A 25,583-nucleotide genomic window follows, 5' to 3' on the forward strand; every position below is an offset into this window, starting at 1 on the left:
CGTGGAGGCCCACGTTAGCTTGATTGTCAGCGTGTTTGCCTCTGAGACAGGATCAACTCCTCAGCACAGCCCAGCAGTTCCTGTTCCGTCCGGCTCATCGTCGGGTTGGCGGACCGGCGGCGCAGGGCCTCCGTCAGGGCGGGCCGGGTGAGGGGGGGACGGGTCGGCCAGGAGGGCGGTCAGCATGGCGCGGGCCGGGGTGGAGAGAGCATCGGCGGCGACGGCGGCCTGGGCGAGGATCACGGCGGATGCCGCCCAGTCCAGGGCCGGGTCGCCCTCCTCCGTGTTCGACCAGTCGATGACGCGGGGACCGTCGGGCGTGAGGATCACGTTCTCCGGGTGCAGGTCCAGATGCAGGACGCGGACGGCCGGGTCGGTGGAGCGCAGGGCGGGGATGGTGTGCAGGTGGTGCAGCAGCCGGGCGAGGACCGAGCCCGCCTCCGTCACGTCCAGCGTGCCCGCCAGGCAGGCCTGGAGCATGGTCGGCCCCAAGAGCCGTTCCATCACCAGGTCCGTGCGCGAGCCGGACGGGCGGACCCGGGGCACCGGGTAGCCGTGGGCGCGCACGTGCTCCATCACCGCGCCCTCGCCCGCCGCGTCTCCCCCGCCCTCCCGCTCACGCCGCAGCACCCAGCCCTCGTCGATCTCGTACACGTCGGCGCGGCGGCCCGAGCCGAGCAGTCTTCCCGGTGGTGTCGTCGGCATGCGCCGAAGCTACCCCGGCCCATACCCCGGCCCACCCGGCGCCTTCGGCCCGTTTTGGACGTGCCGGTACAGTAGGCAGGTCGTCATCACACCCGTACGGGGGAAAGCCGGTGCAATTCCGGCGCTGACCCGCAACCGTGAACCGCCCTCAGGGCGGTGAGCCGGATCGCCCCGTACGGATCGTGACCGGCTCACGTGCCCGGCAGGTCGCCGGTGCACGGCACCGTCGAGGTATACGGAGCCGAGCCGCCGGGGGTGCCCCGTGCTGCCCGGCTCCCCACAGGGAGAGGCACCCGCCGATCATGAACGTCCGCCGCAGCGCCGCGGTCCTGGCCGCCGTCGCCGTGCTCGGCGCCGCCACACCGGCCGCCGCCGACCCGTCCCCTTCGCCGTCCCAGGCGTTCCCCTCCGCCCTGTACGGCGGCAAGGACCCGAAGTTCGACGGCGTCTGGCGCCAGTCGCTCGCCCTGCTCGCGTTGGACACGGTGGGGGTGAAGCCCGCGGCGAAGTCCGTGGAGTGGCTGGTGCGCCAGCAGTGCGCGGACGGTTCTTTCGCCCCGTACCGCGCCGACCCGACCACGTCCTGCGACGCCAAGACCATGGTCGACACGAACCAGACGGCCGCCGCCGTCCAGGCCCTCACCGCGCTCGGCGGGCACGACGCCGTCACCGGCAAGGCCGTCACCTGGCTGAAGTCCGTCCAGAACAAGGACGGCGGCTGGGGTTACTCGCCGGGCGGCGCCAGCGACACCAACTCCACGTCCGTCGTCATCGGCGCGCTGACCGCCGTCGGCGAGAAGCCGGAACAGGTCGAGAAGGGCGGCAAGTCGCCCTACGACGCGCTGCTGAAGCTGACCCTCGGCTGTGACGGCGACGGCGCGGGCGCCTTCGCGTTCCAGCCGGACGAGAAGGGCAAGCCGGCCGCCAACGCGGACGCCACGGCTGCGGGCGTGCTGGGCGCACTGGGCAAGGGCATGGTGGTGAAGCCCGGCGAGAAGACCAAGGCCGCCGAGAGCGAATCCTGCGAGGACCCGAACACGCCGGAGCAGGCCGCGGCCAACGGAGCCGCCTACCTCGCCGAGGCCCTCGCCAAGGACGGCCACCTCACCTCGGCCCTCGCGGGCTCGGACCCCCAGCCCGACTACGGCAACACCGCCGACGCGGTCGTCGCGCTCGCCGCGCAGGGCGACACCGGCCGAGCGGAGAAGTCCCTGCGCTGGCTGGCGAAGAACTCCGCGACCTGGGCCGCCCAGAACGGTCCCGCCGCCTACGCCCAGCTGATCTTCGCCGCCCACGCGACGGGCACGAACCCGCGCGACGTCGGCGGCACCGACCTGGTGAAGCAGCTGAACGCCACGGGCCCGGCCCCACAGTCCGCCGAGAAGACGCAAGCGGCGGAAGAGAAGGGCGACTCGGACTCGGACCTCTTCGGCGTCTGGTGGTACGTCGGTGTCTGCCTCGTCGCCGGTGTCGGCATCGGCTTCCTCTTCAGCGGCCGCAGGAACAGGCAGCAGCTGTGATCCGCCGGGCCGTTCTCCTTCCCCTGGCCTCGCTCCTGCTGTGCGCGGGAGCGGGCCAGGCCGCCCAGGCCGCCCAGGCCGCCGGCTACCGGTACTGGTCGTTCTGGGACCGCGATGGCGACGACTGGGTCTACGCCACCCAGGGCCCGTCCACGACCCGCCCCTCGGACGGCGACGTCCAGGGCTTCCGCTTCGCGGTGAGCGAGGACTCCTCCGACGCGGCCCGCCCGCGCGGCAAGGCCGACTTCAAGACCATCTGTGCCAACACACCCGCGCAGGACGGCAAGAAGCGGGTGGCTCTGCTGATCGACTTCGGCACGACGACAGACGCGCCGTCGGGGGAAACCCCACCGCCCGCCCGGACGGCCTGCGCACAGGTGTCCCACGACGCGACGACGGCGGAGGCCCTCGCGACGGTGGCCAAGCCGCTGCGCTACGACACGAACGCCCTGTTGTGCGCCATCTCGGGCTACCCGGAGAAGGGCTGCGGGGAGCAAGTGGCCGGGAAGCAGAAGCCGTCCGCGCAGAAGAAGGACACCTCGGACGACGGCCCGTCCCTGGGCCTGGTGGCGGGAATCGCCGTGGTGGCGGTCCTGGGCGGGGCAGCGATCTGGCAGGTACGGCGGCGTGGCCAGTCCTAGCTACGGCGCATCCCTCCACCCCGGCGCATGGTGGCTCTGGTCCCTCTCCCTCGGCACCGCGGCCACCCGCACCACCAACCCCCTCCTCCTCACCCTCCTCATCACGGTCTCCGCCTACGTCGTGGCCACCCGCCGCCCCGACACCCCCTGGTCCCGCTCCTACGGCGCCTTCGTCAAACTCGCCCTCGCCGTCCTGCTCATCCGCCTCCTCTTCGCCACGATCCTCGGCTCCCCCATCCCCGGCACGCACACCCTCCTCACCCTCCCCGAAGCCGACCTCCCCGACTGGGCCCAGGGCATCCGCCTCGGCGGCGAGGTCACCGCCGAGGCCCTCGCCTTCGCCCTGTACGACGGCCTGAAACTGGCCACCCTGCTCATCTGCGTCGGCGCCGCGAACGCCCTCGCGAACCCCTCCCGCCTGCTCAAGTCCCTCCCGGGCGCCCTGTACGAGATGGGCGTCGCGGTCGTCGTAGCCCTCACCTTCGCGCCCAGCCTCATCGCCGACGTCCAGCGCCTGCGCGCCGCCCGCCGTCTGCGCGGCCGCCCGGACAAGGGCGTCCGGGGCCTGCTGCACGTGGGCCTGCCGGTCCTGGAGGGCGCGCTGGAGCGCTCGGTGTCGCTCGCCGCCGCCATGGACGCCCGCGGCTACGGCCGTACCGCCCAGGTCCCCGCCGCCGTCCGCCGCACCACCGCCGCCCTCACCCTCGGCGGGCTGCTCGGCGTGTGCGCCGGAACGTACGGTCTGCTCACCGCCGAGGGCGCCACCTACGGCATCCCGGTACTCCTCATCGGCCTCGCCGCCGCCCTCGCGGGTCTCCGGCTCGGCGGACGGCGCTCGCCGCGCACCCGCTACCGCCCCGACCGCTGGGACGTGCGCGCCTGGCTGGTCGTGGCCTCCGGCGTGGCGGTCGCCGCGCTCCTCACGCTCGCCGCCGCCCGCGATCCCGCGGCCCTGCACCCCGGCGTGGTGCCGCTCGTGGCCCCCACCCTCCCCCTCTGGCCCGCGGCGGCGATCCTCCTCGGCCTGCTGCCCGCGTTCGTCGCCCCCGACCCCAAGGAGCCGTCGTGATCCGCTTCGAGGACGTGTCCGTGACGTACGACGGTGCCGCCGAACCCACCGTCCAGGGAATCGACTTCGAGGTCCCGGAGGGTGAACTCGTCCTCCTGGCCGGGCCGTCCGGTGTCGGCAAGTCCACCGTCCTGGGCGCGGTCAGCGGGCTCGTGCCGCACTTCACCGGCGGCACGCTGCGCGGCAGGGTCACGGTCGCCGGCCGCGACACCCGCACCCACAGGCCGCGCGAACTCGCCGATGTCGTCGGCACGGTGGGCCAGGACCCCCTCTCCCACTTCGTCACCGACACCGTCGAGGACGAACTCGCCTACGGCATGGAGTCGCTGGGCCTCGCCCCGGACGTGATGCGGCGCCGCGTCGAGGAGACGCTCGACCTGCTCGGCCTGGCCGGCCTGCGCCACCGTCCGATCGCCACGCTCTCCGGCGGCCAGCAGCAGCGCGTCGCGATCGGCTCGGTCCTCACCCCGCACCCGAGCGTCCTCGTCCTGGACGAGCCGACCTCCGCGCTCGACCCGGCCGCCGCCGAGGAGGTCCTGGCGGTCCTCCAGCGGCTGGTGCACGACCTCGGCACGACGGTCCTCATGGCCGAACACCGCCTGGAACGCGTCATCCAGTACGCCGACCAGGTCGTACTCCTGCCCGCCCCGGGCGCGCCCCCGGTCCTGGGCACCCCGGCCGAGGTGATGGCCGTGTCGCCGGTGTACCCGCCGGTGGTGGCCCTGGGCCGCCTGGCGGGCTGGACGCCCTTGCCCCTGACGGTCCGCGACGCGCGCAGGCGGGCAGCGACTCTACGCGAACGGCTCGACAACGCCCCTAAGGGGCGCGGGGCTGTAATCGATGTGCGGCTGCCGCCGCGTGGGCGCGACCAGCCACACACAACCCGCACCCGCAAACGCTCCGAGCCCCCCACCCCGGTAGGCGCACTCCGCTCCCTCTCGGTCACCCGCGCCCGCATCCAAGCCCTCCGCGGCATCGACCTCACCATCACCCCCGGCGAGACGATCGCCCTCATGGGCCGCAACGGCGCAGGAAAGTCCACCCTGCTCAACTCCCTGGTCGGCTTGGTCACCCCCAGCTCGGGAACCGTCCGGCTCGGCGAAGCCGTACCCCACCGCACCTCCCCGAAGGACCTCGTCCGCAAAGTCGGCCTGGTCCCGCAGGAACCCCGCGACCTGCTCTACGCCGACACCGTCGCCACCGAGTGCGCCGCGGCCGACCAGGAGGCGGACGCGGAGCCCGGCACCTGCCGTGCCCTGGTCACCGAACTGCTCCCGGGCGTCACCGACGACACCCACCCCCGGGACCTCTCGGAGGGGCAGCGGCTCGCCCTCGCCCTGGCCGTCGTCCTGACCGCCCGGCCCCCGCTGCTCCTGCTGGACGAGCCGACCCGCGGCCTGGACTACGCGGCGAAGGCCCGCCTGGTCGCGGTGCTCCGAACCCTGGCCGCCGAGGGGCACGCCATCGTGCTGGCCACGCACGACGTGGAGCTGGCCGCCGAGATCGCCCACCGGGTGGTGCTGCTCGCGGACGGCGAGGTGATCGCCGACGGCCCGACGGCGGACGTCGTGGTCTCCTCCCCCTCCTTCGCCCCGCAGGTCACCAAGATTCTGGCCCCGCAGCACTGGCTCACGGTCTCCCAGGTCCGCGCGGCCCTGCAGCCCGGGGCCAACTCATGAACGCCCAGCGTCAGGCCCGGGCCGTCCGCCTCGGCCCCCGCTCGGTCGCCGCGCTGGCCCTCGTCGGCGCCGTGGGCATCGCCGGCTTCGGCTGGCCGTTCCTGACCCCGCCCGCCTCGCGGCTCAGCGCCCACGTGCAGGACGCGCCCTGGCTCTTCGCGGGCCTGCTGGTGCTGCTCGTGGCGGTGGTGGCCGCGACGATCTCGGAGTCCGGGCTCGGCCCGAAGGCGGTCGCGATGCTCGGCGTGCTGGCCGCCACGGGCGCGGCCCTGCGGCCGATCGGCGCCGGTACCGCAGGGATCGAGCCGATGTTCTTCCTGATGGTGCTGAGCGGGCGGGTCCTCGGCCCGGGGTTCGGGTTCGTCCTCGGCTCGGTGACGATGTTCGCGTCCGCGCTGCTGACGGGCGGGGTCGGCCCCTGGCTGCCGTTCCAGATGCTGGCGATGGGCTGGTTCGCGATGGGCGCGGGCCTGCTGCCGGGCCCGGACCGGCTGCGCGGCCGGGCGGAGCTCGTGCTGCTGGCGGCCTACGGCTTCCTGGCCGCCTTCGCCTACGGCACGGTCATGAACCTGGCCGGCTGGCCCTTCATGAGCGCCCTCGCCTCCAACGTCGCCTTCGATCCACACGCGGCGGTCGCCGCCAACCTGGCCCGTTTCCTCGCGTACTGCCTGGCCACCTCGCTGGGCTGGGACCTGGGCCGGGCCGTCGTCACGGTCGTCCTGACGCTCACGCTCGGCCCCGCGGTCCTCCGGGCGCTGCGCCGCGCCACCCGCCGGGCGGCCTTCGAGACGCCGGTCACGTTCGAGGCGCCCCGGACGTGAAGCCCCCCACATGACCCACGTCACCTACGAAGCGGGGCCGTAGGAACAAGCCCCGGTCACAGGGCAGACCCCTCCCTCATATGCGGCCAGACCTAGTAATAGGGAGCTTTGCGGGCAGCACCAAAGCCCTGTTTCTCTGGACGGCCAGGCGGCGGCCCCCTGATCCCCGGGGCCGTCGCCTTCACCCCGCCCGGCCGGGCGCCTCAGCCCGTGCTGACCCTGAGCTCCTTCACCCCGTTGATCCACGCCGACCTCAACCGGCGTGGATCCTCGACCAGTTGGAGACCCGGCATGGCGTCGGCGACGGCGTTGAAGATGAGGTCGATCTCCAGCACGGCGAGGGACTTGCCCAGGCAGTAGTGCGGGCCGCCGCCGCCGAAACCGAGGTGGGGGTTGGGGTCGCGGGTGATGTCGAAGTCGTCCGGCTCGTCGAAGACCTCGGGGTCGTGGTTGGCGGAGGCGTAGAACAGCCCCACCCGGTCGCCCTTGCGGATCAGCTTGCCGCCCAGCTCGGTGTCCTGGGTGGCGGTGCGCTGGAAGGCGGCGACCGGGGTGGCCCAGCGCACGATCTCCTCCGCCGTCGTCGACGGCCGCTCCCTCTTGTACAGCTCCCACTGCTCGGGGTGGGTGAGGAAGGCGTGCATGCCGTGGGTGATGGCGTTGCGGGTGGTCTCGTTGCCGGCGACGGCCAGCATCAGCACGAAGAAGCCGAACTCGTCGGAGTTGAGGTTGCCCTGGTCCTCCGCCGCGACCAGTTGCGTGACGATGTCGTGGGCGGGGCACTGCTTGCGGTCGGCGGCCATGTTCATCGCGTAGGCGATGATCTCCGTGGCCGACTCGGCGCCGACCTCCTCGGTGATGGCGTACTCGGGATCGTCGTAGGCGATCATCTTGTTGGACCAGTCGAAGATCTTGTCCCGGTCCTCCTGCGGTACGCCCATCAGCTCGGCTATCGCCTGGAGGGGCAGTTCGCAGGCGACCTGGGTGACGAAGTCGAACGGGCCGGTGTGCGCGCGGGCCGCCTCGACGATGGAGTGGGCCCGGTTGCGCAGGCGCTCCTCCAGGGCGCGGATCGCCCGTGGCGTGAACCCGCGCTGCACGATCTGCCGCACCCGCGTGTGCTCCGGCGGGTCCATGTTCAGCAGGATGAACCGCTGCGCGTCGATGGAGTCGCGGTCGATGTGCTCGTTGAAGCGGATGATCGCCGTGTTGAGGTACGACGAGAACAACTCCGGGTGCGTGGAGACGTACTTGACGTCGGCGTGCCGGGTGACCGCCCAGTACCCCTCGTCCTGGAAACCGGCGAGACCCGCCGGCTGCGGCACCCAGCAGACCGGCTCCACCCGGCGCAGCTCGGCGAACTCCGGCAGCGGCACGCGGCTGTGCAGCAGGTCCGGGTCGGTGAAGTCGAACCCCTCGGGCAGCGCGGGACAGGACATGGCGGCTCCCACCACTCGTACCGACTCTGATTCTGACGGCCCATCAGCTGTGCGGAGTTGCGGTGACGGTAGTAACGGGTTCTACAAGTAGCAAGAGGCACGGACCCCCCAATTGCCCGCACGACCCTTGCGGTCGGCAAGCAGCCCTCAGCACACTGCTGACAGAACTAGAACGCGTACTAGTTCCGCGTAGCCTCCCGGAGAGGACCCGCACCCATGGCTGCCGAACCCGTGATCGTCGAAGCCGTACGCACCCCCATAGGCAAGCGCGGCGGCGCGCTCGCCAACCTGCACCCCGCCTACCTCCTGGGCGAGACCTACCGCGAGCTCCTCGGCCGCACCGGTATCCCGGCCGACTGCGTCGAGCAGATCGTCGGCGGTACGGTCACCCACGCCGGCGAGCAGTCCATGAACCCCGCGCGCACGGCCTGGCTCACGATGGGGCTCCCCTACGAGACGGCCGCGACGACCGTGGACGCGCAGTGCGGGTCCTCCCAGCAGGCCTCCCACATGCTGGCCAACATGGTCGCCACGGGCGTGATCGACGTCGGCATCTCCTGCGGGGTCGAGTCGATGTCCCGGGTGCCGCTCGGGTCGGGCTCGAAGCACGGGCCGGGCAAGCCGTTCCCCGACGAGTGGAACGTCGACCTGCCGAACCAGTTCGAGGCCGCCGAGCGCATCGCCCGCCACCGTGGCCTGACCCGCGAGAACGTCGACGCCCTGGGCCTCGCCTCCCAGGAGCGGGCCGCCCATGCCTGGGCGGAGGAGCGCTTCAAACGAGAGACGTTCGCCGTCCAGGTGCCGACGACGGAAGAGGAGCAGCACGCCGGGCAGGGCATGTGGCGCCTGGTCGACAAGGACGAGGGCCTGCGCGACACGACGGCGGAGGCGCTGGCCGCGTTGAAGCCGATCATGCCGACGGCGGTCCATACGGCCGGAAACTCGTCGCAGATCTCCGACGGGGCGGCGGCGATCATGTGGGCGTCGAAGCGGATGGCTCGCGCCCTGAAGCTGAGGCCCCGGGCCAGGATCGTGGCCCAGGCCCTGGTGGGCTCCGACCCCCACTTCCACCTCGACGGGCCGATCGACGCGACCAAGGCGGTGCTGGGCAAGGCCGGGATGTCCCTCAAGGACATCGACCTGGTGGAGATCAACGAGGCGTTCGCGTCCGTGGTGCTGAGCTGGGCGCAGGTCTTCGAGCAGGACCTGGACAAGGTGAACGTGAACGGTGGCGCGATAGCGCTCGGGCACCCGGTGGGAGCCACCGGGGCCCGGCTCATCACGACGGCGCTTCATGAACTGGAGCGCGCGGACAAGGAGTTCGCGCTGATCACGATGTGCGCGGGTGGCGGTTTGGCCACCGGCACGATCATTCAGCGGTTGTAGTCGTCGTCCAGTTGATGAAGGTGGTGAACGTGGCGGGGTCGAGGGTGAGGATCGGTCCCGCCGGGTTCTTGGAGTCGCGTATTGCGATGGTGGTGTGCGGGGTTTCGGCGATCTCTACGCAGTTGCCGCCCTGGTCGCCGCTGTAGCTGGACTTACGCCACAGGATCCCCGTCGGAATCGTGTTGCTCGCCATAGCGTTCCTCCATCACTCGCCGGATCAGCTCCGCCGAATCCCTGAGGGAGAGCGCGGCGGCCTGCAGATGATCGTAACGGAGCGAGCAGTCTTTGACGGTGTCCGGATTCGCGGTTGGATGCCCGCTGCCGTACCCCTCCGTGTAGACGATGGTGGGATCGCTCGCGAAGCGGTAGAGGTCGAACGAGCCTTGCATTCCCGCGTGCGCGCCAGCCGAGAACGGCAGAATCTGGATGTTGATCCGCGGGTTGCCCTCAAAGGACAACAGGTGCGCCAGTTGGCCCCGCATGGTTTGCGGCCCACCGATCTCCTGGTACAGCGCGGCCTCGCTGAGGATCACCCAGAAGACAGGCGGCTCCTCCTTCTCGAAGATGCGCTGGCGAGCCAGCCGCACGGCGGTGCGGTCGTCCAGGTTGCTCGTGTCCAGCACGCCGAGCACGGCACGTGCGTACGCGTCGGTCTGAAGGAGACCGTGAACCATGAGCGCCTCGAAGGAGCAGATCTCCACCGCCCGCGCTTGGAGCTCCGCCACCTGCTGGAACCAGGCCGGAAGCCGACTCCGCAGCACCAGCTCGACGAGACGGGAGAACATACCGTCCGTCCCCAGCGCCGCATCCGCCCGTTCACTGAACTCCGGCGTCGGAAGTTTCCTGGCCGTCTCGATCTGGCCGACGAGCGAGCCCGTGTAGTTGAGGATCTCCCCGAGCTGCTTCTGTGTCAGCCCTGCGGCCTCCCGGCATCTCCTCAGCTCGAAGCCGTAGTAGTCGAGCGGAGACGCACCCGGGTCAAGGGCGTTGATGTGGGTCACGGCAGAAGCCCCTCTCACGCAACTCGGCCCACCATGGGACCGGTTGTATCCGTCCCATAGCCCAGAGTAGTCAGAGCACGTCACGCTCGCCCTGTGAACGAATACATTCCCGCCCAGTACACGATGCGCCTCACCGTCGGCTCGAACGCCGCCCGGCACATCCGCCGTATCGTCCGCTCGTTCCTCTCCGAGTGGGGCATGCCCGAGCTGTCGGACGCCGTCGAGCTGGGCGTGACCGAGCTGCTCGCGAACGTCGTACAGCACGTCCCCGACCGCCGCTGCGCGCTGCTGTTGCTGCGGCAGCCGGCCGGGGTACGGGTGGAGGTGTCGGACGGAAGCGATCAACTGCCCGCCTCCCCCACCCGGTTGGAGCCGGAAGCCGAGGGCGGCCGTGGGCTGCTCCTGCTCGACGCGATGGCCGACAAGTGGGGCGTGTCGCTGTGGCGCGAGGGCGGGAAGACCGTGTGGTTCGAATGCGGGGCCGAGACAGTCGCTCTGGAGTGAACAGACCCTGCATTGTCCACCGCGTCAACAGAAGGGAGCGCCCGGCGCGTTGGCCCAGAAGGAAAGGAACGACCAGGTCTGGGCTCCGATGCGACCGTCGACGACGATGCCGGCACACCGCTGGAAGTCCCTTGTCGCGGACTGCGTGACTCGGCCAAAGTCTCCGTCCTCGTCCAGGCCGGCGCCGATCGCCTGATTCAGGTAGCACTGGGCTTGTCGGACTGCCGCCCCGGATGACCCCAGGTGAAGGCTCGGTCGACTATCGGTGTAGTTGCATACGTCGTCCGGTCCCTGGGCCACGAGGGTTGTTGGACGATTCAACGTGTGTGCGGCCTGGGCGCTGGTCACCGCGTTCGTCGCCGAAGTGCCGTTCGATGCCGCTACAGCCGGCGCTGCCGCGAGGGAAATGGGAAGAGCCATGACCGCTACGGCGGTGAGCACACGTCGCATCCCGATCACCTCCAGAGAGGGTGCACTTTTCTCATCGTGCGCGTCCCTCACCCTGGTTGCATCTCGGGGAGGACTGCGCCCGGTTCATGAACGCCGTCGGGATGCCTGTGGGGTCAACTTGTCAACTGTGTACGGGTTTTCGGGTCGGCGTGTGTTCACGCTCGGCCGCCGCGGCGGTGGCGGCCCGGGGGCCGGACAGCAGATAGGTGAGTGCGAAGCCCGCCCCGACCACCACCGCTCCCCCGGCCGCGTCCAGCACCCAGTGGTTCGCCGTCACGACGATCGCGGTCGCGGTGAACAGCGGGTGCAGCATCCCCAGCGCCTTGATCCACCAGCGGCGCGCCAGGACGGCGATCACCACGCCGCACCACAGCGACCAGCCGAAGTGCAGGGACGGCATCGCCGCGTACTGGTTGGTCAGGGCGGTGAGCGTGCCGTAGTCGGGCTGGGAGAAGTCCTGGACGCCGTGGACGGTGTCGATGAAGCCGAGTGTCGGCATCAGCCGGGGCGGGGCCAGCGGGTAGAGCCAGAAGCCGACCAGGGCGAGCAGGGTGGCGAGGCCCAGGGCGGACCGGGCCCAGCGGTAGGCGGCGGGGCGGCGCCAGTACAGGACGGCTAGGACGGTCAGCGGGGCGACGAAGTGGAACGACTCGTAGTAGAAGTCGGAGAAGTTCCGCAGCCAGTCGATCTTGACGACGGTGTGGTTGGCCCAGTGCTCGATGTCGATGTGCAGGGCGCGTTCCAGGCCGAGGATCTGCCGGCCGTTCTCCTCGGCCTCGGCCCGGCCGGCCGAGATGCTGCCCCCGGTGGCGGCGAGCCGGACCTGGGAGTAGGCGGCGTAGGTGACCCGGAGGAGGAGCAGCTCCAGGAGGAGGTTCGGTCTGGTGAGGACCCGGCGCAGGAAGGGCACGAGCGGGATGCGTCTGAAGCGGGCCGGGGCGGTGGGGGCGTACTCGGTCGGTGTCGGCGACTGGTAGTGCGGGGAGGTGCGGGAGAGGAACGGCACGGCCGTGGCGGCGGCGAGGGCGGCGAGCAGGACGAGGTTGGTGCGCAGCGGGTCCAGCGACGGCATGTCCGGCACCATCGTCCTGGCCGGCAGGGTCATGACCAGGATGACGGCCACCGGCCAGACGTACCGGTCACAGGCACGTCTGCCGGCCCGGCCGACGACCGCGAGCAGCACCCACAGCAGCTGGTGCTGCCAGGCGGTGGGCGAGACGACGATCGCGGCGCAGCCGGTGATCGCGACGGCGAGGAGGAGCTGGCCGTCGTCGAAGCAGCGCACGGCGCGGCGCAGGGCCAGGACGGCGGCGGCCGCGCCGAGCGCCAGGAAGAGCGCGACCTCCAGGGGGCCGTTCAGGCCGAGCCGCAGCAGGGCGCCGTGCAGGGACTGGTTGCCGAGGTCGTCGGCCCGGCCGCCGAGGCCGACGCCGGCCATGTGATGGACCCAGTAGGTGTGGGAGTCGTGCGGCATCGCGGCCCAGGCGAGCACGGAGCAGGCGGCGAAGGTGACGCCGGTGGAGAGCGCGGCGCGTCTGCGGCCGGTGAACCACAGCAGGGGCGTGAAGAGCAGCAGGGTGGGCTGGAGCGCGGCCGCGACGCCGATGAGCAGGCCGCTGGTCCGCTGGCCGTGGGCGACGAAGCAGCCCAGCAGGACGAGCAGGACCGGGATGATGCTGGTCTGACCGAGCCACAGGGTGTTGCGGACCGGCAGGGACAGCATGAGCAGGCCGATGGCGACGGGGGCGGCCAGCAGGGCCGTGCGGCGGCCGATGGGCTGGGGCAGGGCGCGGGCGGCGACCAGGCCGAGGGCGACGACCAGCAGCAGCGTGCCGAAGGTCCAGCCCCAGCCGAGGGCCTGTTCGGCCGCACGGGTGAGGGGCTTGAGGACGAGGCCGCCGAAGGGGGTGCCGGTGAAGCGGGTGGAGTCGTAGAGCGAGCCGGTCACGTGCAGCACGCCGTTCGGTCCGACCCAGGTCTCCAGGTCCGTCAGCCGCTCCCCGCGCGGGCTGCCGAGGACGACGGCCACCTGCCGTGCGGCGAGGGCCGCGACGATCAGCCACAGTCCGAGGCAGGCGATGCGCAGGCGTGCGTGGGTTCCGCCGACGGCTGTCGCTCCGAAGGCTTCCGTCGGTCGTCCGCTGCGGTCCGCATTCGTCACGCCCCGTCGGCCTTCTACCTGGTATGCCCCTCTTCGTCCGGTTGACGATAGTGCGCGAGACAGGTGGTCGCCTCTCGTGACGCGAGAAGGATCACATCAAGATCCCGTGGGAACCGCTCCCGGCCGGGCATACGTGCCTGCATATCCGGTGTTTAGATGCACCCTGCAACGAAAGGCGTACTGCCCGTAAAGGACCTTTATCCGCCTATCGTCGCTTTTCGGCCCGTACGACAGCGCCGCCGCGCGGACCGCGTCCCTGTCCCCGTCGAAAGGTAGGCGAGCGAGTCTTGTCGACTGTCTCAGTCGTCGCTCCCGCGTCCGGCATGAAGAGCCGAGCAGCGAAAACCCCCGACACCACCGTCACCGACCCCGCGCTCGTCAAGCGCGCCGTGAAGGCGGCCGCGCTGGGCAACGCGATGGAATGGTTCGACTTCGGTGTCTACAGCTACATCGCGGTCACGCTGGGCAAGGTCTTCTTCCCCTCGGGCAACGCCACCGCGCAGCTGCTCTCCACGTTCGGCGCCTTCGCCGCGGCCTTCCTGGTCCGCCCGCTCGGCGGCATGGTCTTCGGCCCGCTCGGCGACCGCGTCGGCCGTCAGAAGGTCCTCGCGCTGACCATGATCATGATGGCCGCGGGCACCTTCGCGATCGGTCTGATCCCGTCGTACGCGACGATCGGCGTCGGCGCGCCGATCCTGCTCCTCGTGGCCCGCCTCGTGCAGGGCTTCTCCACCGGCGGCGAGTACGCCGGTGCCTCGACCTTCATCGCCGAGTACGCCCCCGACAAGCGGCGCGGCTTCCTCGGCAGCTGGCTGGAGTTCGGCACCCTCGCCGGCTACATCGGCGGCGCGGGCCTGGTCACGCTGATGACCGCCCTGCTCTCCGCCGACGACCTGACCTCCTGGGGCTGGCGCATCCCGTTCCTGATCGCGGGCCCGATGGGCATCATCGGCCTCTACCTGCGGCTGCGCCTGGAGGAGACCCCGGCGTTCGCGGCCGAGGTCGAGAAGGCCGAGACCGACCGCCCCAAGGTGCCGCTGCGCGAGATGATCACCGGCCAGTGGCGCGCGCTGCTGCTCTGCGTCGGCCTGGTGCTGGTCTTCAACGTCACCGACTACATGCTGCTGTCGTACATGCCGAGCTACCTGACCGGCCAGCTCCACTACGACGAGACGCACGGTCTGCTGGTCGTCCTCGGCGTGATGGCCGTGATGATGGTCGCCCAGCCGTTCGTCGGCGCGCTGACCGACCGGGTCGGCCGCCGCCCGGTGATCGCCACCGGCTGCGCGGGCTTCCTGCTGCTGTCCGTCCCGGCCCTGCTGCTGATCCGCGAGGGCAGCCTGCTCGCGGTCGCCCTCGGCATGGGCGCCCTCGGCCTGCTGCTGGTCTGCTTCACGGCGGCCATGCCCTCGGCGCTCCCGGCGCTGTTCCCGACGAAGGTCCGCTACGGCTCCCTGTCCATCGGCTTCAACGTCTCCGTGTCCCTGTTCGGCGGCACGACGCCGCTGGTGGTCACGGCCCTGATCGGCGCGACCGGGAACATGATGATGCCCGCGTACTACATGATGGCCGCGGCCGTCGTCGGCGGTTTCGCGGTGTGGCGCATGGCGGAGTCGGCGGGGCGCCCGCTGCCGGGTTCGGCACCGTCGGTGGCCGGCCGAGAACCGTCGGTGGCCGGCTGAGACAAGACACGCCGGGCGATATCCCACTGACAGCGAACCGGTGCACCACGTATCTTCGTCACCGCCACTAGTTAGGGATGCTAACTATGCGTACGAAAGGTAGAGGTGCATGAGCGAGTCGCACGTCTGGGACGAGGTCGACGCCTACTTCACCGACCGCCTCGCCCCGGACGACGAAGCCCTGGCGGCCGCCCTGCGCGACAGCGACGCCGCCGGGCTTCCGCACATCAACGTCGCGGGCAACCAGGGCAAGCTCCTCCAGCTCCTGGCCCAGATCCAGGGCGCCCGCCACATCCTGGAGATCGGCACACTCGGCGGCTACAGCACCATCTGGCTGGGCCGCGCCCTGCCCGCCGACGGGCGGCTGGTCTCCCTGGAGTACGACCCCAAGCACGCCGAGGTCGCCGTCCGCAACATCGCCCGCGCCGGCCTGGACAAGCTCGTCGAGGTCCGGGTGGGCCCGGCCCTGGAGTCGCTGCCCAAGCTGGCCGACGAGAACCCGCCCCCCTTCGACCTGGTCTTCATCGACGCCGACAAGGTCAACAACCCGCACTACGTGGAGTGGGCCCTGAAGCTCACCAGCACGGGCAGCCTGATCGTCCTCGACAACGTCGTCCGCGGCGGCCGCGTGACCGACGCGCAGAGCACGGCCCCGGACGTGACGGGCACCCGCGCCGCGATCGAACTGATCGGCAGCCACCCGCGGTTGAGCGGCACGGCGATCCAGACGGTCGGCATGAAGGGGTACGACGGGTTCGCGCTGGCACGGGTGCTGGCTTGAGCGTGCCTGACGGCTGTCAGACCTCGTGGTAGAAGCCCACGTTGACGCTGCGCGGGGCGGTGCGGTCCTGGACGACGACCTCGCCGCTGCCGCCCCTGGGCAGCGGGACGGTGCCGCCGTAGGCGAGGGGCTGGACGTACTCCCCGACCGTGAGCCGGACTTCGGAGGACGGGTCGGGCTGGGAGCCGCGCAGCCAGGTCAGCTGCCAGGTCCCGTCGGACCCGCACAGGAACTCCAGGTGGACGCGGGAGACGAACAGCCAGTCGTCCGGCGTGGACAGCCGGCACACCGACTTGTCGCGGCCCACCCGCAGCACGGCGCCCGGCTCGCTGGGCGCGTCGGCCATGAGCATTCCGGCCGTGGCACCCTCCTCCGCCGCGGACACGGCGGCCATGGTGAGTTCGAGCACGTGCGCTCCTCCTGAGACGTCCTGGTGGGCCTGCAAGCCCGCCGAATGATAGAACGCCCGGCTGCGCGGTGTCCGGCACAATGGGTTCATGACCGAGCGAAAGCCACCCGGCGTCGACTTCGAGTCCTGGGTCGACAAGCAGATCCGTGATGCGGAGACACGCGGCGAGTTCGAACGGTTGCCGGGGGCGGGCAAACCGCTGCCGGCCGACGTGGACGCCACCTACGACGAACTGTGGTGGGTGAAGCGGAAGATGGCCCGCGAGGGCATCTCGGTCCTGCCGCCGACGCTGGCGCTGCGCAAGGAGGCTGAGGACGCGCTCCTGGCCGCGTACGCGGCTCCTTCGGAGCAGGCTGTCAGGAAGATCATCGGCGAGATCAACGACAAGATCCGCGAGATGATGTTCAAGCCGCCGCCCGGGCCCCCGCTGGGCAAAAAGCCGTACGACGTCGAGGACGTCGTACGGCAGTGGCGGGAGCGCCGGGCGGACGAATGAACGGGGCCGCTCACACGTGCAGCAGCCGTTCCGCCAGCTCCCGGTAGTCCTTCAGGGCCAGCCGGAGCTGCTCGGTGTCGCCGCTCGACACGGGCTTGCCCTCGCCGCCCTCCACCGACTGCCAGGAGTGGCGCAGGGTGCGGCGGCGCTGCGTCACGGCCTCGGTGAACCGGGCCGCGATCTCCTCCAGCACGTGGTCGGCCTCCTCGACGGCGGCCCGGGGCGCGTCGACGAACTCGGCGACGGCGTGGTGCAACTGCGAGACGAGTTTGTCGGACTCGTCGTGGGGGAGCAGGTGCGTGCCGTGGGAGGCGCCTTCCCGTTCCGGGGAACCAGAGGGGGCTGTGCCGTGGCCGGTGCCCAGGGCGGTCTCGCCTCGGGCGTCGGGGGTGTCGAAGCCGCGGGCGTCAGAGGCGGTGGTGCCGCGGGCGTCAGGACCGGTGGTGGCGCGGGCTGAGGGGTAGGTGGAGCCTCGTGCCTCGGCGGTGTCGTCGCCGGGCGGTCGGATCATGTCGGACATCGGATCTCAACTCTCCTTCGCCTGACGTCGGTGCAGCGCCCACGGCATGTGCCCGCCGCGGTCGGCCGGAGCCTTGCGGCCGCCGTTCAGCCCGGACTTGTGCCGTCCGCCCTCGTGGCGTCCGCCCAGGTGCGGGCCGGCGACGTGGCTTCCGCCGTCGTGGCGGGCCGGCCGCACCAGCTCCTCGAACAGGGCGCGGGCCGCCACCATGGCCTCACGCATGTCTTCCGTACCGGTGCCGCCGTCCCGGGCGTCGTCCGCGCGCAGGTGCGCCGCGCGGTGCACGCGCCGGTAGCCGTCCACGTGGTGGGCGTGGTGCACGGACAGCGCGGCGAGCTGTTCCTCGTACTGCCCGCCGTCCGGGAAGCCCCGGGCACCGGCGAGCTCCGCGAGCAGCCGGTCCGCCTCGGCGACCGCCTCCCGCGGCGAGTCGACGAACCGCTCCTGGGCGGCCGTCCAGCGCGCCTCGTACTGCTCGCGCTCCGCCGGCTCCAGCGCTCGTTCGCGCAGGTCGCCGTGGCGCTCCACGCGCTCGGCGAGCTCGCGCTCGGCGGCCTTGGCGTCGCCGTCGTGCCGGGCGACGGCCAGGTCGTACTCGGGTCCGAAGCGCCGCTTCAGGCTCGGGCCGCGCCGAGCCCCTCGGGCGCGCAGGGTCATGGCGGCCGCGATGATGACGACGACCGCCGCGATCACGATCAGAGCAATGATCAGGCCAGTGGACATGAATGCCTTCCGGGTTCTCGGCCCAACCGGCTCTCCTCACGAGCCGGTTCGCCGACCGGGTAGCCCGGAAGCAGGCCGCCAAACGGCGCCGGACTGCCCCCCGGGGCGCGAGCGCCGCGCTCCCGGTCGGGGCACTGGCTTCCAAGCACCTCACCCGACCCCGCCCGGCCGACGGCGCCTCACACGAGGTGCTCCACCGGACGCGCCTCGGACGGCCGCTCCCGCCTGGAGCCGCACAGCTCGCCGTTCAGCTCCCGCACGAGCTGCACCAGATCGGTCGGCCGGTCCGGCCCCCACCAGTCGCCGAGCAACTCGGCGAGGGACTCCTCACGGGCCCGGGCCAGCCGCTCGGCGACCTCGCGTCCCCGGTCGGTCAGGACCATGTCCAGGCCCCGGCGCACGGCGAGCCGCCGCTCCTCGACCTGCCGGGTGGCCTCCATGATCACGGGCAGCGACACGGGCACCCCCTCGGCCAGCACAGCCGGCTCCACCGAGCCGTACCGCCTGATCCGCAGCAGCAGCCAGCTCGCCGCGGGCAGCAGGTCGTAGCCCGCCCGGGCGGTGATCTTCCGGTAGACATCGCGCCGCCCCGCGCGGGTGCCGAGCACCGACAGGGCACGGCACACCTCGTCGTACGAGGAGCGCTGGACGGGGTTGCTGGCCAGGGTCTCGGTGACGTCGGGCGCGGTGACCGAGCCGCGCAGCCGGTCCTCCTTCAGGAACCAGGCCAGTACGAAACCGAGGAGCGCGACGGGGGCGGCGTACAGGAAGACGTCCGTGATGGACACGGCGTAGGCGTGCAGGGCCGGCGGGCGCAGGCCGGGCGGCAGGGCGGCGATGCCGCGCGGGTCGGCCTCCAGCGCGGCCACGGAGACGCCGGGCGGCAGCCGGGCTCCCCGGAAGGCGTCCGTGAGCTGGTCGCCGAGCCGGTTCGCGAAGACCGTGCCGAAGACGGCCACGCCGAACGAGGCGCCGATGGAGCGGAAGAAGGTGGCGCCGGAAGTGGCGACGCCCAGGTCCTCGTACGGGACGGCGTTCTGCACGATGAGCACGAGGACCTGCATCACCAGGCCGAGTCCGAGTCCGAAGACGAAGAAGAAACCGCTCAGCTCGGCGGTGGAGCTGTGCTCGTCGAGCTGGTGGAGCAGGAGCAGCCCGAGCGTGGTGACGCCGGTGCCGGCCACCGGGAACACCTTCCAGCGGCCGGTCCGGCTGACGATCTGCCCGGAGGCCGTCGAGGCCAGCAGCAGGCCCAGCACCATCGGCAGCATGTGCACACCGGACATGGTCGGGCTCACGCCCTGCACGACCTGGAGGAACGTCGGCAGGTAGACCATCGCGCCGAACATGGCGAAGCCGACGACGAAACTGATCACGGCGGCGAGCGTGAAGGTGCGGACGCGGAAGAGCTTCAGCGGCAGGACGGGTTCGGCGGCCCGTCGCTCGACGGCCACGAAGACGACGGCGAGGACGACGCCCAGCACCGCGAGCCCGACGATCTGCGCGGACCCCCATCCCCAGGTCGTGCCACCGAGGGAGGCGACGAGCACCAGGCAGGTGGCGACGGCCGCGATGAGGAACGTGCCGAGGTAGTCGATGACGTGCCGCTGCGCCCGGCGCGGGAGGTGCAGTACGGCCGCGATCACGGCGAGCGCCACGATCCCGACGGGCAGGTTGACGTAGAACACCCAACGCCAGCTCACATGCTGGGTGAACAGCCCGCCGAGCAGCGGCCCGAGCACGCTCGTCGCCCCGAACACGGCACCGAACAGCCCCTGGTAGCGCCCGCGTTCCCGGGGCGGGACGAGATCCCCGACGATGGCCATCGACAGCACCATCAGCCCGCCGCCGCCGAGCCCCTGCACGGCCCGGAAGACGATGAGCTGGGTCATGTCCTGTGCCGTGCCGCACAGCGCGGAGCCGACGAGGAAGATCACGATCGCCGTCTGGAACAGCCGCTTGCGGCCGTACTGGTCACCGAGTTTGCCCCACAGCGGGGTCGCGGCGGTCGCGGCCAGCAGGTAGGCGGTGACCACCCAGGACAGGTGATCCATGCCGCCGAGCTCGCTGACGATGGTGGGCAGCGCGGTCGACACGATGGTCTGGTCGAGGGCGGCGAGCAGCATCCCGAGGAGCAGGGCGCCGATGGAGACCAGTACGTTCCCGGACACCTGCTCCTGGACGGTGGCGCCCTGGTCCGGCGCCTTCGTGACGTGCGCATGCCCAGCCATGCGACCTCCTGGGGGTCCTGTGACATTTTCCATCGTGACCGGTGTGACGTGTTATGGCCCGCCGAGTCCTTTTGGAAGCTTTCATTCCGGGGATCGCCGCCCACGCTGTGGAGAACATCTGGATATTCTCTGGAGTTCGCGAGGGGAGGGAGGAACGCGTGGAACAGCCGAACGGCCACCCGTGCCCGGAGTGCGGCACGCCCAGACAGCCGGACAACACCCCGTCCTGCACCTGCACCCAGCGCGCCGCGGAGGCCCTCCGCAACGCCCGCACGACCGAGGCGGCAGCAGCGGAGGACTTCGACCCGCTCCGGATCCGCCCCTACGTCGAACTCCCGCAGTCCCCCGAGCACGGCGACACCCCATTACGCCCCTCCGCGGAGGCCCGGACCACGTCGCCCTCACACCCCGACGCGCCCACGCGGCCAGCCGAAGGCGCCCCGCGAGGCACCCGCACGGAACTCCCGCCCACGCCCCCACACGCGACGGCCGCGGGCCCGGAGCGACCCACGCGGGCGCCCGAAGGCACCCCACGGCACACCCACGCGGACAGCCCGCCCGCACCCGCGCAGGCCCCGGCTCAGGCGATGGAAGACACTCCGCGACGAACCCCCGGCCGGGCGGCCGACGAGACCCCGCGACCGTCCCGTCCCCACCCTGCGGAGCCCCGACACGCCGACGGCCCCGCACAGCCGTCCCCGACGGACCACCCCGCCTCGCCCCGCCATGACCAGACGTCACCTGCCGACGCTCCCGCCGGGGCGGGAGCAGCCGCCCCGCGACAAACCCACACGGACGGCCCGCCCACGCCCCCGCACCCGAAGGCCCCGGACCCCGGGCTGCCCACCCGGGCGACCGAAGGCGCCCCACGACCGTTCCGTACGCACCCTGCGGAGCCCCCGCGCACAGACGGCCCCGCACAGCCGTCCCCGGCGGACCACCCCGCGTCACCTCCGCACGCCCCGACCTCCCACACCCACGCTCCCGTCCGGGCAGGAGAAGCCGCCCCGCGACAAACCCACACGGACGGCCCGCCCACGCCCCCGCACGCGGAGACCTCACACGCCCAAACCCGCGCGCGGGCGACCGAAGGCGCTCCGCGACGGACCCCCGCGCGGGCAGCCGACGACACCCCGCGACGGGCCCCCGGACGGACGGCCAACAGCGCCCCACCCCCGTCCCAGAACCACCCGGCGGAGCCCCGCGCACCGACGGCCCCGCGCGGGCAGCCGGCGCCACCCCGCAACCGCCCCGGACCCACCCGGCGGAGCCCCCACGCCCCGACGGCCCCGTGCGGACGCCCGAAAGCGCCCCGCGACGGCCCGTGACGGCCCCCGGGCAAGCCCCGCGCGCGGAAGGTGCCGCGTTCCCGCCCTCCCCCACCGACGCCACCATGCCCCTGCGCCCGGTCGACCCGGACGCGACCACCGTGCTGCCGGTCTCGCCGGCCACTCCCGGGCTGCCGACCTCCCCGGACACCTCCGCACTCCCGACACTCCCGACGCCCCTGGCCCCCGCCGCGACCGAACCCAGCGTCACCGACCTGCGTCTTTTCGACGGTGCGGGGGGACGGGACCGGGGCGTGCCGGAACCGGGCGAGGTCGGCCGGAGGCCCCGGCGTGGACGGCGTACCGCGCTGCTCGCCGCGGCCGCCGGGGCCTGTGTCGCCGTCGTGGCCGCGGCCGGGTACGCGAGCGGGCTGTTCTCCTACGAGGCGCCGTCCCGGAACTCCGCGCTGCCGGACGACCTCCGGGCGAGCGTGCCGGACGCGCCCTCGAGCAGCGCGGCGTCCACGCCACCGGTGAGCAGCGCACAGGCCACCCCGTCGGCCCCCGCGGCACCACCGCCGGCGCCGTCGGCCACCGGGAGCCCGTCGGCCTCCCCGTCGCCGTCCACGCCGAGCGCCTCGCCGAGCCCGTCGCGGTCGGCCACCCCGTCGGCGCCCCGGACGTCCGCCACGGCCACCGGCCCGGAGAACGGGCCCCCGGGCAACTCCCGCCAGAGCGGCGGTCCCACCGTCCTGCGCCTGGGCGACCGCGGCCCGGAGGTCACCGAACTCCAGTTCCGGCTGCGCCAGTTGTACCTCTACGACGAGGACACCGACGGCGACTACGACAGTCGGCTGGAGGAGGCCGTCCGTACCTACCAGTGGTCGCGCGGCATCCAGACCGACGACCTCGGCGTCTACGACCGGGAGACGCGGGCGAAGCTGGAGTCGGAAACCAAGGAGCCGTGACCGGCCCGGCCGCCCTACTGTGGCGCCGTGGCTACTCAGGTGATCGTTCTCAACGGCGGTTCGAGCTCGGGCAAGTCCGGGATCGTACGGTGCCTGCAAGAGGTGCTGCCGGACCCGTGGCTGGCCTTCGGCGTCGACTCGTTCGTCGAGGCGTTGCCCGCGAAGACGCGGGGCTCGGACGGCGGCATCAGCTTCGCGGCGGACGGCGGGGTGAGCGTGGGCGCGGAGTTCCGCGCACTGGACGCGGCCTGGACCGAGGGCATCGCCGCGATGGCCAGGGCCGGCGCGAGGATCATCATCGACGACGTCTTCCTCGGCGGACCGCACTCCCGGCAGCGCTGGCAGAAGGCGCTGGCCGGACTCGACGTGCTGTGGGTCGGCGTCAGATGCGACAGCGCGGTCGCCGCCGGGCGTGAGATCGCCCGGGGCGACCGGGTCCGGGGCATGGCCGCGTCACAGGCACACCTGGTGCACGAGGGCGTGCACTACGACCTGGAGGTGGACACCACACACACCGAGTCCCTGGTGTGTGCGCGCACCATCGCCGCCCACGTCTGACCGACCCGCCGACGTCCCCGAGCGTTCGTCACCTGACGTAGCGTTCGTCATACGGCGTAGTCACACGGCGTAGCGTTCGTCACCCGACGTGCAGGCGGATCGTCCCGTCCCCCACGGCCTGAACGCGCACCTGCGTGAGGTCCTCCACCACCACGTCCGGCGCGTGGAACGCGGCCCGGGACCCGACCCCGACCACCGTCATCCCGGCGGAACGCCCGGCCTCTATCCCGGCCCCGGAGTCCTCGAACACGACACAGTCCGCGGGCGCCACACCCAGCTCGGCGGCGCCCTTCAGAAAGCCCTCCGGGTCGGGCTTGCTCGCCCCGACGGACTCCGCGGTCACCCGCACCTCGGGCAGGTCCAGCCCGGCCGCGGCCATCCGCGCCGTCGAGAGCGGAACGTCGGCGGAGGTCACGAGCGCGTGCGGCAGCCCCCGCAGCGAGGCGAGGAACTCCGGCGCCCCGGGGATCGGGACGACACCCTCGGTGTCGGCCGTCTCCTCGGCGAGCATCCAGGCGTTGTCCGCGTAGTTCTGCTCCATCGGCCGGCCGGGCAGCAGCAGCGCCATCGACGCGTATCCCTGCCGTCCGTGGACGACCTTCATGACCTCGTCCGCGTCGAGTCCGTGCCGCTCGGACCAGCGCCGCCAGACGCGTTCGACCGAGGCGTCGGAGTTGACGAGGGTGCCGTCCATGTCCAGCAGGAGGGCGCGGGCGGTGAGCACGACGGTGGCCGTCATCGGCAGCTCCAAGGCTCAGGGCGCGGACGAGGGCACACGGCGGCCCCCGAAGGAACAAGGCGGCCCCGCCCGCCGGTCAGGGAAAACGGGCGAGGGCCACTTTGTTTCTCCACGGTACAAAACATCCCCGGATCGCGCCAGGGCCCCCCGCAGACGTTCACCCACCGTTCAGCTCGCCACGGCTCACCCGGTCACGGCCTCCCACAGGCTCCACACCCCGAGAGCCAGCATCACCAGCGCCGCGATCTGCGTGATCAGCCGCAGCGGCACCTTCTTCATCAGCGCCTTTCCACCGACGATGCCGATCCCGGCCACCGCCCACAGCGCGAGCACCGCGCCCAGGCCGACGGAGAGCGGGTCGTCGTAGCGGGCGGCCAGGTTCGCCGTCATGATCTGCGTGAGATCGCCGAACTCGGCGACCAGGATGAGCATGAAGCCGGCGCCCGAGACCTTCCAGAAGGACTGGTCCTCCGGCTTGCGGACCTCCGCGTCGCCATCGGCCCCGCCCTTCTGCAGCAGCAACATCGCGGCCCCGCCCAGGAAGAGCACACCCGTGAGCGCGTGCACGAGTTGCTGCGGCAGCAGCGTCAGCACACTGCCGGCCGCGACGGCGAGCGCGACATGCAGCGCGAACGCGGCGGCGACACCGGCGAAGACGTAGGAGGCGCGATAGCGGGTGCCGAGGACGAGGCCGGCCAGGGCGGTCTTGTCCGGCAGTTCGGCGAGAAAGACGACGCCGAAGACGACGGCCGTCACGGTCAGGCTGATCAAGGGTTCCTCAATCGGTCGGGGCTGCCCCACCGAGAGTGCTGGATCTTCACGCTGGACACCTCGGCACGGCAGCACACTCGGCGCCCGTGCCGTGGGGCACGGGCGTGCACTGCTTGCCGAAGGTCTCGCTGGCGGGGCCCCTGGACGGACCAGTGGGACCTGCCTCCGGGCGCCGGCTCAGGCGGGCTGAGCAGTATGTCGACGGTCCGGCGAAGAGCTACTCCCCTTCTGCGCCGTCCATGGTACGCGAGACCCCTGGAGCGAAAAGTTCCGCCGTGAACCTTGTCATGTCATGACCGCGTCACTAACTTCTCACCGGGCGCACACCTCCCCGCAACACGGCGCGACGAGCATTCCCTCGCTCGCAGCCCAACGCCCCCACCCCACAAGGGAGTTCGCATGCCGAAGTTCTACGCGCGTCGACGGCTCAGCATACTCGCGGGCCTCACCGGTCTCATAGCCTCGGCCGGCCTTCTCAACGGCCCGGCCGCCTCCGCCGCCCTGCCCACCCCCGTCAGCGGGGCCACCGCCCGCTCCTACCTCGCCTCGCTCACCGTGGCCACCGAGGACCGCACCGGCTACAACCGCGACCTCTTCCCGCACTGGATCACCCAGTCCGGCTCCTGCAACACCCGCGAGGTCGTCCTCAAGCGCGACGGCTCGAACGTCCAGCAGGACTCCTCCTGCGCCGCCACCAGCGGCAGCTGGTACTCCCCCTACGACGGCGCGACCTGGTCCGCCGCCTCCGACGTCGACATCGACCACCTGGTCCCGCTGGCCGAGGCCTGGGACTCCGGCGCCGACTCCTGGACGACCTCCCGCCGCCAGTCCTTCGCCAACGACCTGACCCGCCCGCAGCTCATCGCGGTCACCGACAACGTCAACCAGGCCAAGGGCGACCAGGACCCGGCCACCTGGATGCCCTCCCGGACGACGTACCGCTGCACCTACGTCCGCGCCTGGGTCCAGGTGAAGTACTACTACGGCCTCTCGGTCGACTCGGCCGAGAAGTCCGCGCTCCAGAACCACCTCGCGAACTGCTGACACGCGATTTACGTGTC

General features: G+C 71.8%; 24 protein-coding genes and 1 pseudogene. 13 read left to right on the top strand and 12 right to left on the bottom strand.

Annotated elements, in window-relative coordinates; all coding sequences use genetic code 11:
• Positions 1 to 26: 26 nt before the first annotated feature.
• Positions 27 to 705 (bottom strand): annotated as a pseudogene (locus PV963_RS13675) (phosphotransferase).
• A gap of 302 nt (positions 706 to 1,007) precedes the next feature.
• Between PV963_RS13675 and PV963_RS13680 the strand changes: the two are divergent.
• The 5 genes from PV963_RS13680 to PV963_RS13700 are packed head-to-tail and all read left to right on the top strand — an operon-like array spanning position 1,008 to position 6,435.
• Complete coding sequence (locus PV963_RS13680; RefSeq protein ID WP_274815944.1) at positions 1,008 to 2,225, top strand: prenyltransferase/squalene oxidase repeat-containing protein; 1,218 nt, start codon at positions 1,008 to 1,010, stop codon at positions 2,223 to 2,225.
• On the top strand, positions 2,222 to 2,866 hold the full coding sequence (locus PV963_RS13685) for an SCO2322 family protein (RefSeq protein WP_274815945.1): 645 nt from the start codon (positions 2,222 to 2,224) through the stop codon (positions 2,864 to 2,866). The genes PV963_RS13680 and PV963_RS13685 overlap by 4 nt, the downstream gene beginning before the upstream one ends.
• Positions 2,853 to 3,935: a CbiQ family ECF transporter T component gene (locus tag PV963_RS13690; protein WP_274815946.1), complete on the top strand. Its 1,083-nt coding sequence runs from the start codon at positions 2,853 to 2,855 to the stop codon at positions 3,933 to 3,935. Before PV963_RS13685 ends, PV963_RS13690 begins: the two co-directional genes overlap by 14 nt.
• Entirely contained in the window at positions 3,932 to 5,614 is a 1,683-nt protein-coding gene (locus PV963_RS13695) for an ABC transporter ATP-binding protein (protein WP_274815947.1), read from the top strand. The genes PV963_RS13690 and PV963_RS13695 overlap by 4 nt, the downstream gene beginning before the upstream one ends.
• Entirely contained in the window at positions 5,611 to 6,435 is an 825-nt protein-coding gene (locus PV963_RS13700) for an ECF transporter S component (protein WP_274815948.1), read from the top strand. The genes PV963_RS13695 and PV963_RS13700 overlap by 4 nt, the downstream gene beginning before the upstream one ends.
• A gap of 203 nt (positions 6,436 to 6,638) precedes the next feature.
• On the opposite strand, the gene PV963_RS13705 is transcribed toward PV963_RS13700, so the two are convergent.
• On the bottom strand, positions 6,639 to 7,874 hold the full coding sequence (locus tag PV963_RS13705) for a cytochrome P450 (RefSeq protein ID WP_274815949.1): 1,236 nt from the start codon (positions 7,872 to 7,874) through the stop codon (positions 6,639 to 6,641).
• A 216-nt stretch (positions 7,875 to 8,090) separates the two neighbouring features.
• Between PV963_RS13705 and PV963_RS13710 the strand changes: the two genes are divergently transcribed.
• Positions 8,091 to 9,260: a steroid 3-ketoacyl-CoA thiolase gene (locus PV963_RS13710; RefSeq protein WP_274815950.1), complete on the top strand. Its 1,170-nt coding sequence runs from the start codon at positions 8,091 to 8,093 to the stop codon at positions 9,258 to 9,260.
• Here the strand turns inward: PV963_RS13710 and PV963_RS13715 are convergent.
• Both PV963_RS13715 and PV963_RS13720 read right to left on the bottom strand, forming a co-directional pair.
• Positions 9,244 to 9,453 (bottom strand): DUF397 domain-containing protein, encoded by a 210-nt coding sequence (locus PV963_RS13715; protein ID WP_274815951.1) that lies wholly within the window; start codon positions 9,451 to 9,453, stop codon positions 9,244 to 9,246. The genes PV963_RS13710 and PV963_RS13715 overlap by 17 nt on opposite strands.
• Positions 9,413 to 10,261, bottom strand: coding sequence for a helix-turn-helix domain-containing protein (locus PV963_RS13720; protein ID WP_274815952.1), 849 nt, complete (start codon positions 10,259 to 10,261; stop codon positions 9,413 to 9,415). The genes PV963_RS13715 and PV963_RS13720 overlap by 41 nt, the downstream gene beginning before the upstream one ends.
• A 93-nt stretch (positions 10,262 to 10,354) precedes the next feature.
• Here PV963_RS13720 and PV963_RS13725 point away from each other — a divergent pair, with 93 nt between their 5' ends.
• Positions 10,355 to 10,765, top strand: a complete 411-nt coding sequence (locus PV963_RS13725; RefSeq protein WP_274815953.1) for an ATP-binding protein — start codon at positions 10,355 to 10,357, stop codon at positions 10,763 to 10,765.
• A gap of 24 nt (positions 10,766 to 10,789) precedes the next feature.
• Here PV963_RS13725 and PV963_RS13730 read toward each other — a convergent pair whose 3' ends face one another.
• The gene (locus PV963_RS13730) at positions 10,790 to 11,215 is read right to left on the bottom strand and encodes a peptidoglycan-binding domain-containing protein (protein WP_274815954.1); all 426 of its coding nucleotides are present in this window, start codon (positions 11,213 to 11,215) and stop codon (positions 10,790 to 10,792) included.
• Between the two features lie 121 nt (positions 11,216 to 11,336).
• A complete protein-coding gene (locus tag PV963_RS13735; protein ID WP_274815955.1) occupies positions 11,337 to 13,376 on the bottom strand; it encodes a bifunctional glycosyltransferase 87/phosphatase PAP2 family protein in 2,040 nt (679 codons plus the stop codon).
• A 323-nt stretch (positions 13,377 to 13,699) separates the two neighbouring features.
• On the opposite strand from PV963_RS13735, the gene proP reads away from it, so the two are divergent.
• Both proP and PV963_RS13745 read left to right on the top strand, forming a co-directional pair.
• The gene (proP, locus tag PV963_RS13740; protein WP_274815957.1) at positions 13,700 to 15,058 is read left to right on the top strand and encodes a glycine betaine/L-proline transporter ProP; all 1,359 of its coding nucleotides are present in this window, start codon (positions 13,700 to 13,702) and stop codon (positions 15,056 to 15,058) included.
• Positions 15,059 to 15,167: 109 nt separating this feature from the next.
• A complete protein-coding gene (locus PV963_RS13745) occupies positions 15,168 to 15,839 on the top strand; it encodes an O-methyltransferase (protein WP_274815959.1) in 672 nt (223 codons plus the stop codon).
• A gap of 16 nt (positions 15,840 to 15,855) precedes the next feature.
• Here the strand turns inward: PV963_RS13745 and PV963_RS13750 are convergent, their stop codons facing one another.
• The gene (locus PV963_RS13750) at positions 15,856 to 16,248 is read right to left on the bottom strand and encodes a hypothetical protein (protein ID WP_274815960.1); all 393 of its coding nucleotides are present in this window, start codon (positions 16,246 to 16,248) and stop codon (positions 15,856 to 15,858) included.
• 88 nt (positions 16,249 to 16,336) lie between these two features.
• Between PV963_RS13750 and PV963_RS13755 the strand changes: the two genes are divergently transcribed.
• On the top strand, positions 16,337 to 16,744 hold the full coding sequence (locus PV963_RS13755) for a DUF1992 domain-containing protein (protein WP_274815961.1): 408 nt from the start codon (positions 16,337 to 16,339) through the stop codon (positions 16,742 to 16,744).
• Between the two features lie 10 nt (positions 16,745 to 16,754).
• Here the strand turns inward: PV963_RS13755 and PV963_RS13760 are convergent, their stop codons facing one another.
• The 3 genes from PV963_RS13760 to PV963_RS13770 form a co-directional block, all read right to left on the bottom strand.
• A complete protein-coding gene (locus PV963_RS13760) occupies positions 16,755 to 17,264 on the bottom strand; it encodes a hypothetical protein (protein ID WP_274815963.1) in 510 nt (169 codons plus the stop codon).
• A 6-nt stretch (positions 17,265 to 17,270) separates the two neighbouring features.
• On the bottom strand, positions 17,271 to 17,987 hold the full coding sequence (locus tag PV963_RS13765; protein WP_274815964.1) for a hypothetical protein: 717 nt from the start codon (positions 17,985 to 17,987) through the stop codon (positions 17,271 to 17,273).
• A gap of 179 nt (positions 17,988 to 18,166) precedes the next feature.
• A complete protein-coding gene (locus PV963_RS13770) occupies positions 18,167 to 20,218 on the bottom strand; it encodes an MDR family MFS transporter (protein WP_274815966.1) in 2,052 nt (683 codons plus the stop codon).
• Between the two features lie 1,393 nt (positions 20,219 to 21,611).
• Between PV963_RS13770 and PV963_RS13775 the strand changes: the two genes are divergently transcribed.
• Positions 21,612 to 22,454, top strand: a complete 843-nt coding sequence (locus tag PV963_RS13775; RefSeq protein WP_274815967.1) for a peptidoglycan-binding domain-containing protein — start codon at positions 21,612 to 21,614, stop codon at positions 22,452 to 22,454.
• A gap of 27 nt (positions 22,455 to 22,481) precedes the next feature.
• Entirely contained in the window at positions 22,482 to 23,012 is a 531-nt protein-coding gene (gene cpt, locus PV963_RS13780; protein WP_274815968.1) for a chloramphenicol phosphotransferase CPT, read from the top strand.
• Positions 23,013 to 23,091: 79 nt separating this feature from the next.
• Here cpt and PV963_RS13785 read toward each other — a convergent pair whose 3' ends face one another.
• Together PV963_RS13785 and PV963_RS13790 are read right to left on the bottom strand one after the other, a co-directional pair.
• Entirely contained in the window at positions 23,092 to 23,751 is a 660-nt protein-coding gene (locus PV963_RS13785) for an HAD family hydrolase (protein WP_425540893.1), read from the bottom strand.
• Between the two features lie 183 nt (positions 23,752 to 23,934).
• Positions 23,935 to 24,522: a TMEM165/GDT1 family protein gene (locus PV963_RS13790; protein WP_274815969.1), complete on the bottom strand. Its 588-nt coding sequence runs from the start codon at positions 24,520 to 24,522 to the stop codon at positions 23,935 to 23,937.
• A 399-nt stretch (positions 24,523 to 24,921) separates the two neighbouring features.
• Between PV963_RS13790 and PV963_RS13795 the strand changes: the two genes are divergently transcribed.
• On the top strand, positions 24,922 to 25,566 hold the full coding sequence (locus PV963_RS13795; protein ID WP_274815970.1) for an HNH endonuclease family protein: 645 nt from the start codon (positions 24,922 to 24,924) through the stop codon (positions 25,564 to 25,566).
• The last annotated feature ends 17 nt before the right edge of the window (positions 25,567 to 25,583 follow it).

The sequence above is a fragment of the Streptomyces coeruleorubidus genome, assembly GCF_028885415.1.
GTDB lineage: Bacteria > Actinomycetota > Actinomycetes > Streptomycetales > Streptomycetaceae > Streptomyces > Streptomyces coeruleorubidus_A.

What these genes read in the sequence shown, in the direction of transcription:
- PV963_RS13680 (WP_274815944.1), top strand. Translation starts at nt 1,008, where the DNA reads ATGAACGTCCGCCGCAGCGCCGCGGTCCTGGCCGCCGTCGCCGTGCTC.
- PV963_RS13700 (WP_274815948.1), top strand. Translation starts at nt 5,611, where the DNA reads ATGAACGCCCAGCGTCAGGCCCGGGCCGTCCGCCTCGGCCCCCGCTCG.
- PV963_RS13705 (WP_274815949.1), bottom strand. Translation starts at nt 7,874, where the DNA reads ATGTCCTGTCCCGCGCTGCCCGAGGGGTTCGACTTCACCGACCCGGAC.
- PV963_RS13710 (WP_274815950.1), top strand. Translation starts at nt 8,091, where the DNA reads ATGGCTGCCGAACCCGTGATCGTCGAAGCCGTACGCACCCCCATAGGC.
- PV963_RS13715 (WP_274815951.1), bottom strand. Translation starts at nt 9,453, where the DNA reads ATGGCGAGCAACACGATTCCGACGGGGATCCTGTGGCGTAAGTCCAGC.
- PV963_RS13730 (WP_274815954.1), bottom strand. Translation starts at nt 11,215, where the DNA reads ATGCGACGTGTGCTCACCGCCGTAGCGGTCATGGCTCTTCCCATTTCC.
- proP (WP_274815957.1), top strand. Translation starts at nt 13,700, where the DNA reads ATGAAGAGCCGAGCAGCGAAAACCCCCGACACCACCGTCACCGACCCC.
- PV963_RS13745 (WP_274815959.1), top strand. Translation starts at nt 15,168, where the DNA reads ATGAGCGAGTCGCACGTCTGGGACGAGGTCGACGCCTACTTCACCGAC.
- PV963_RS13755 (WP_274815961.1), top strand. Translation starts at nt 16,337, where the DNA reads ATGACCGAGCGAAAGCCACCCGGCGTCGACTTCGAGTCCTGGGTCGAC.
- PV963_RS13760 (WP_274815963.1), bottom strand. Translation starts at nt 17,264, where the DNA reads ATGTCCGACATGATCCGACCGCCCGGCGACGACACCGCCGAGGCACGA.
- PV963_RS13765 (WP_274815964.1), bottom strand. Translation starts at nt 17,987, where the DNA reads ATGTCCACTGGCCTGATCATTGCTCTGATCGTGATCGCGGCGGTCGTC.
- PV963_RS13770 (WP_274815966.1), bottom strand. Translation starts at nt 20,218, where the DNA reads ATGGCTGGGCATGCGCACGTCACGAAGGCGCCGGACCAGGGCGCCACC.
- PV963_RS13775 (WP_274815967.1), top strand. Translation starts at nt 21,612, where the DNA reads ATGCCCCTGCGCCCGGTCGACCCGGACGCGACCACCGTGCTGCCGGTC.
- PV963_RS13785 (WP_425540893.1), bottom strand. Translation starts at nt 23,751, where the DNA reads ATGACGGCCACCGTCGTGCTCACCGCCCGCGCCCTCCTGCTGGACATG.
- PV963_RS13795 (WP_274815970.1), top strand. Translation starts at nt 24,922, where the DNA reads ATGCCGAAGTTCTACGCGCGTCGACGGCTCAGCATACTCGCGGGCCTC.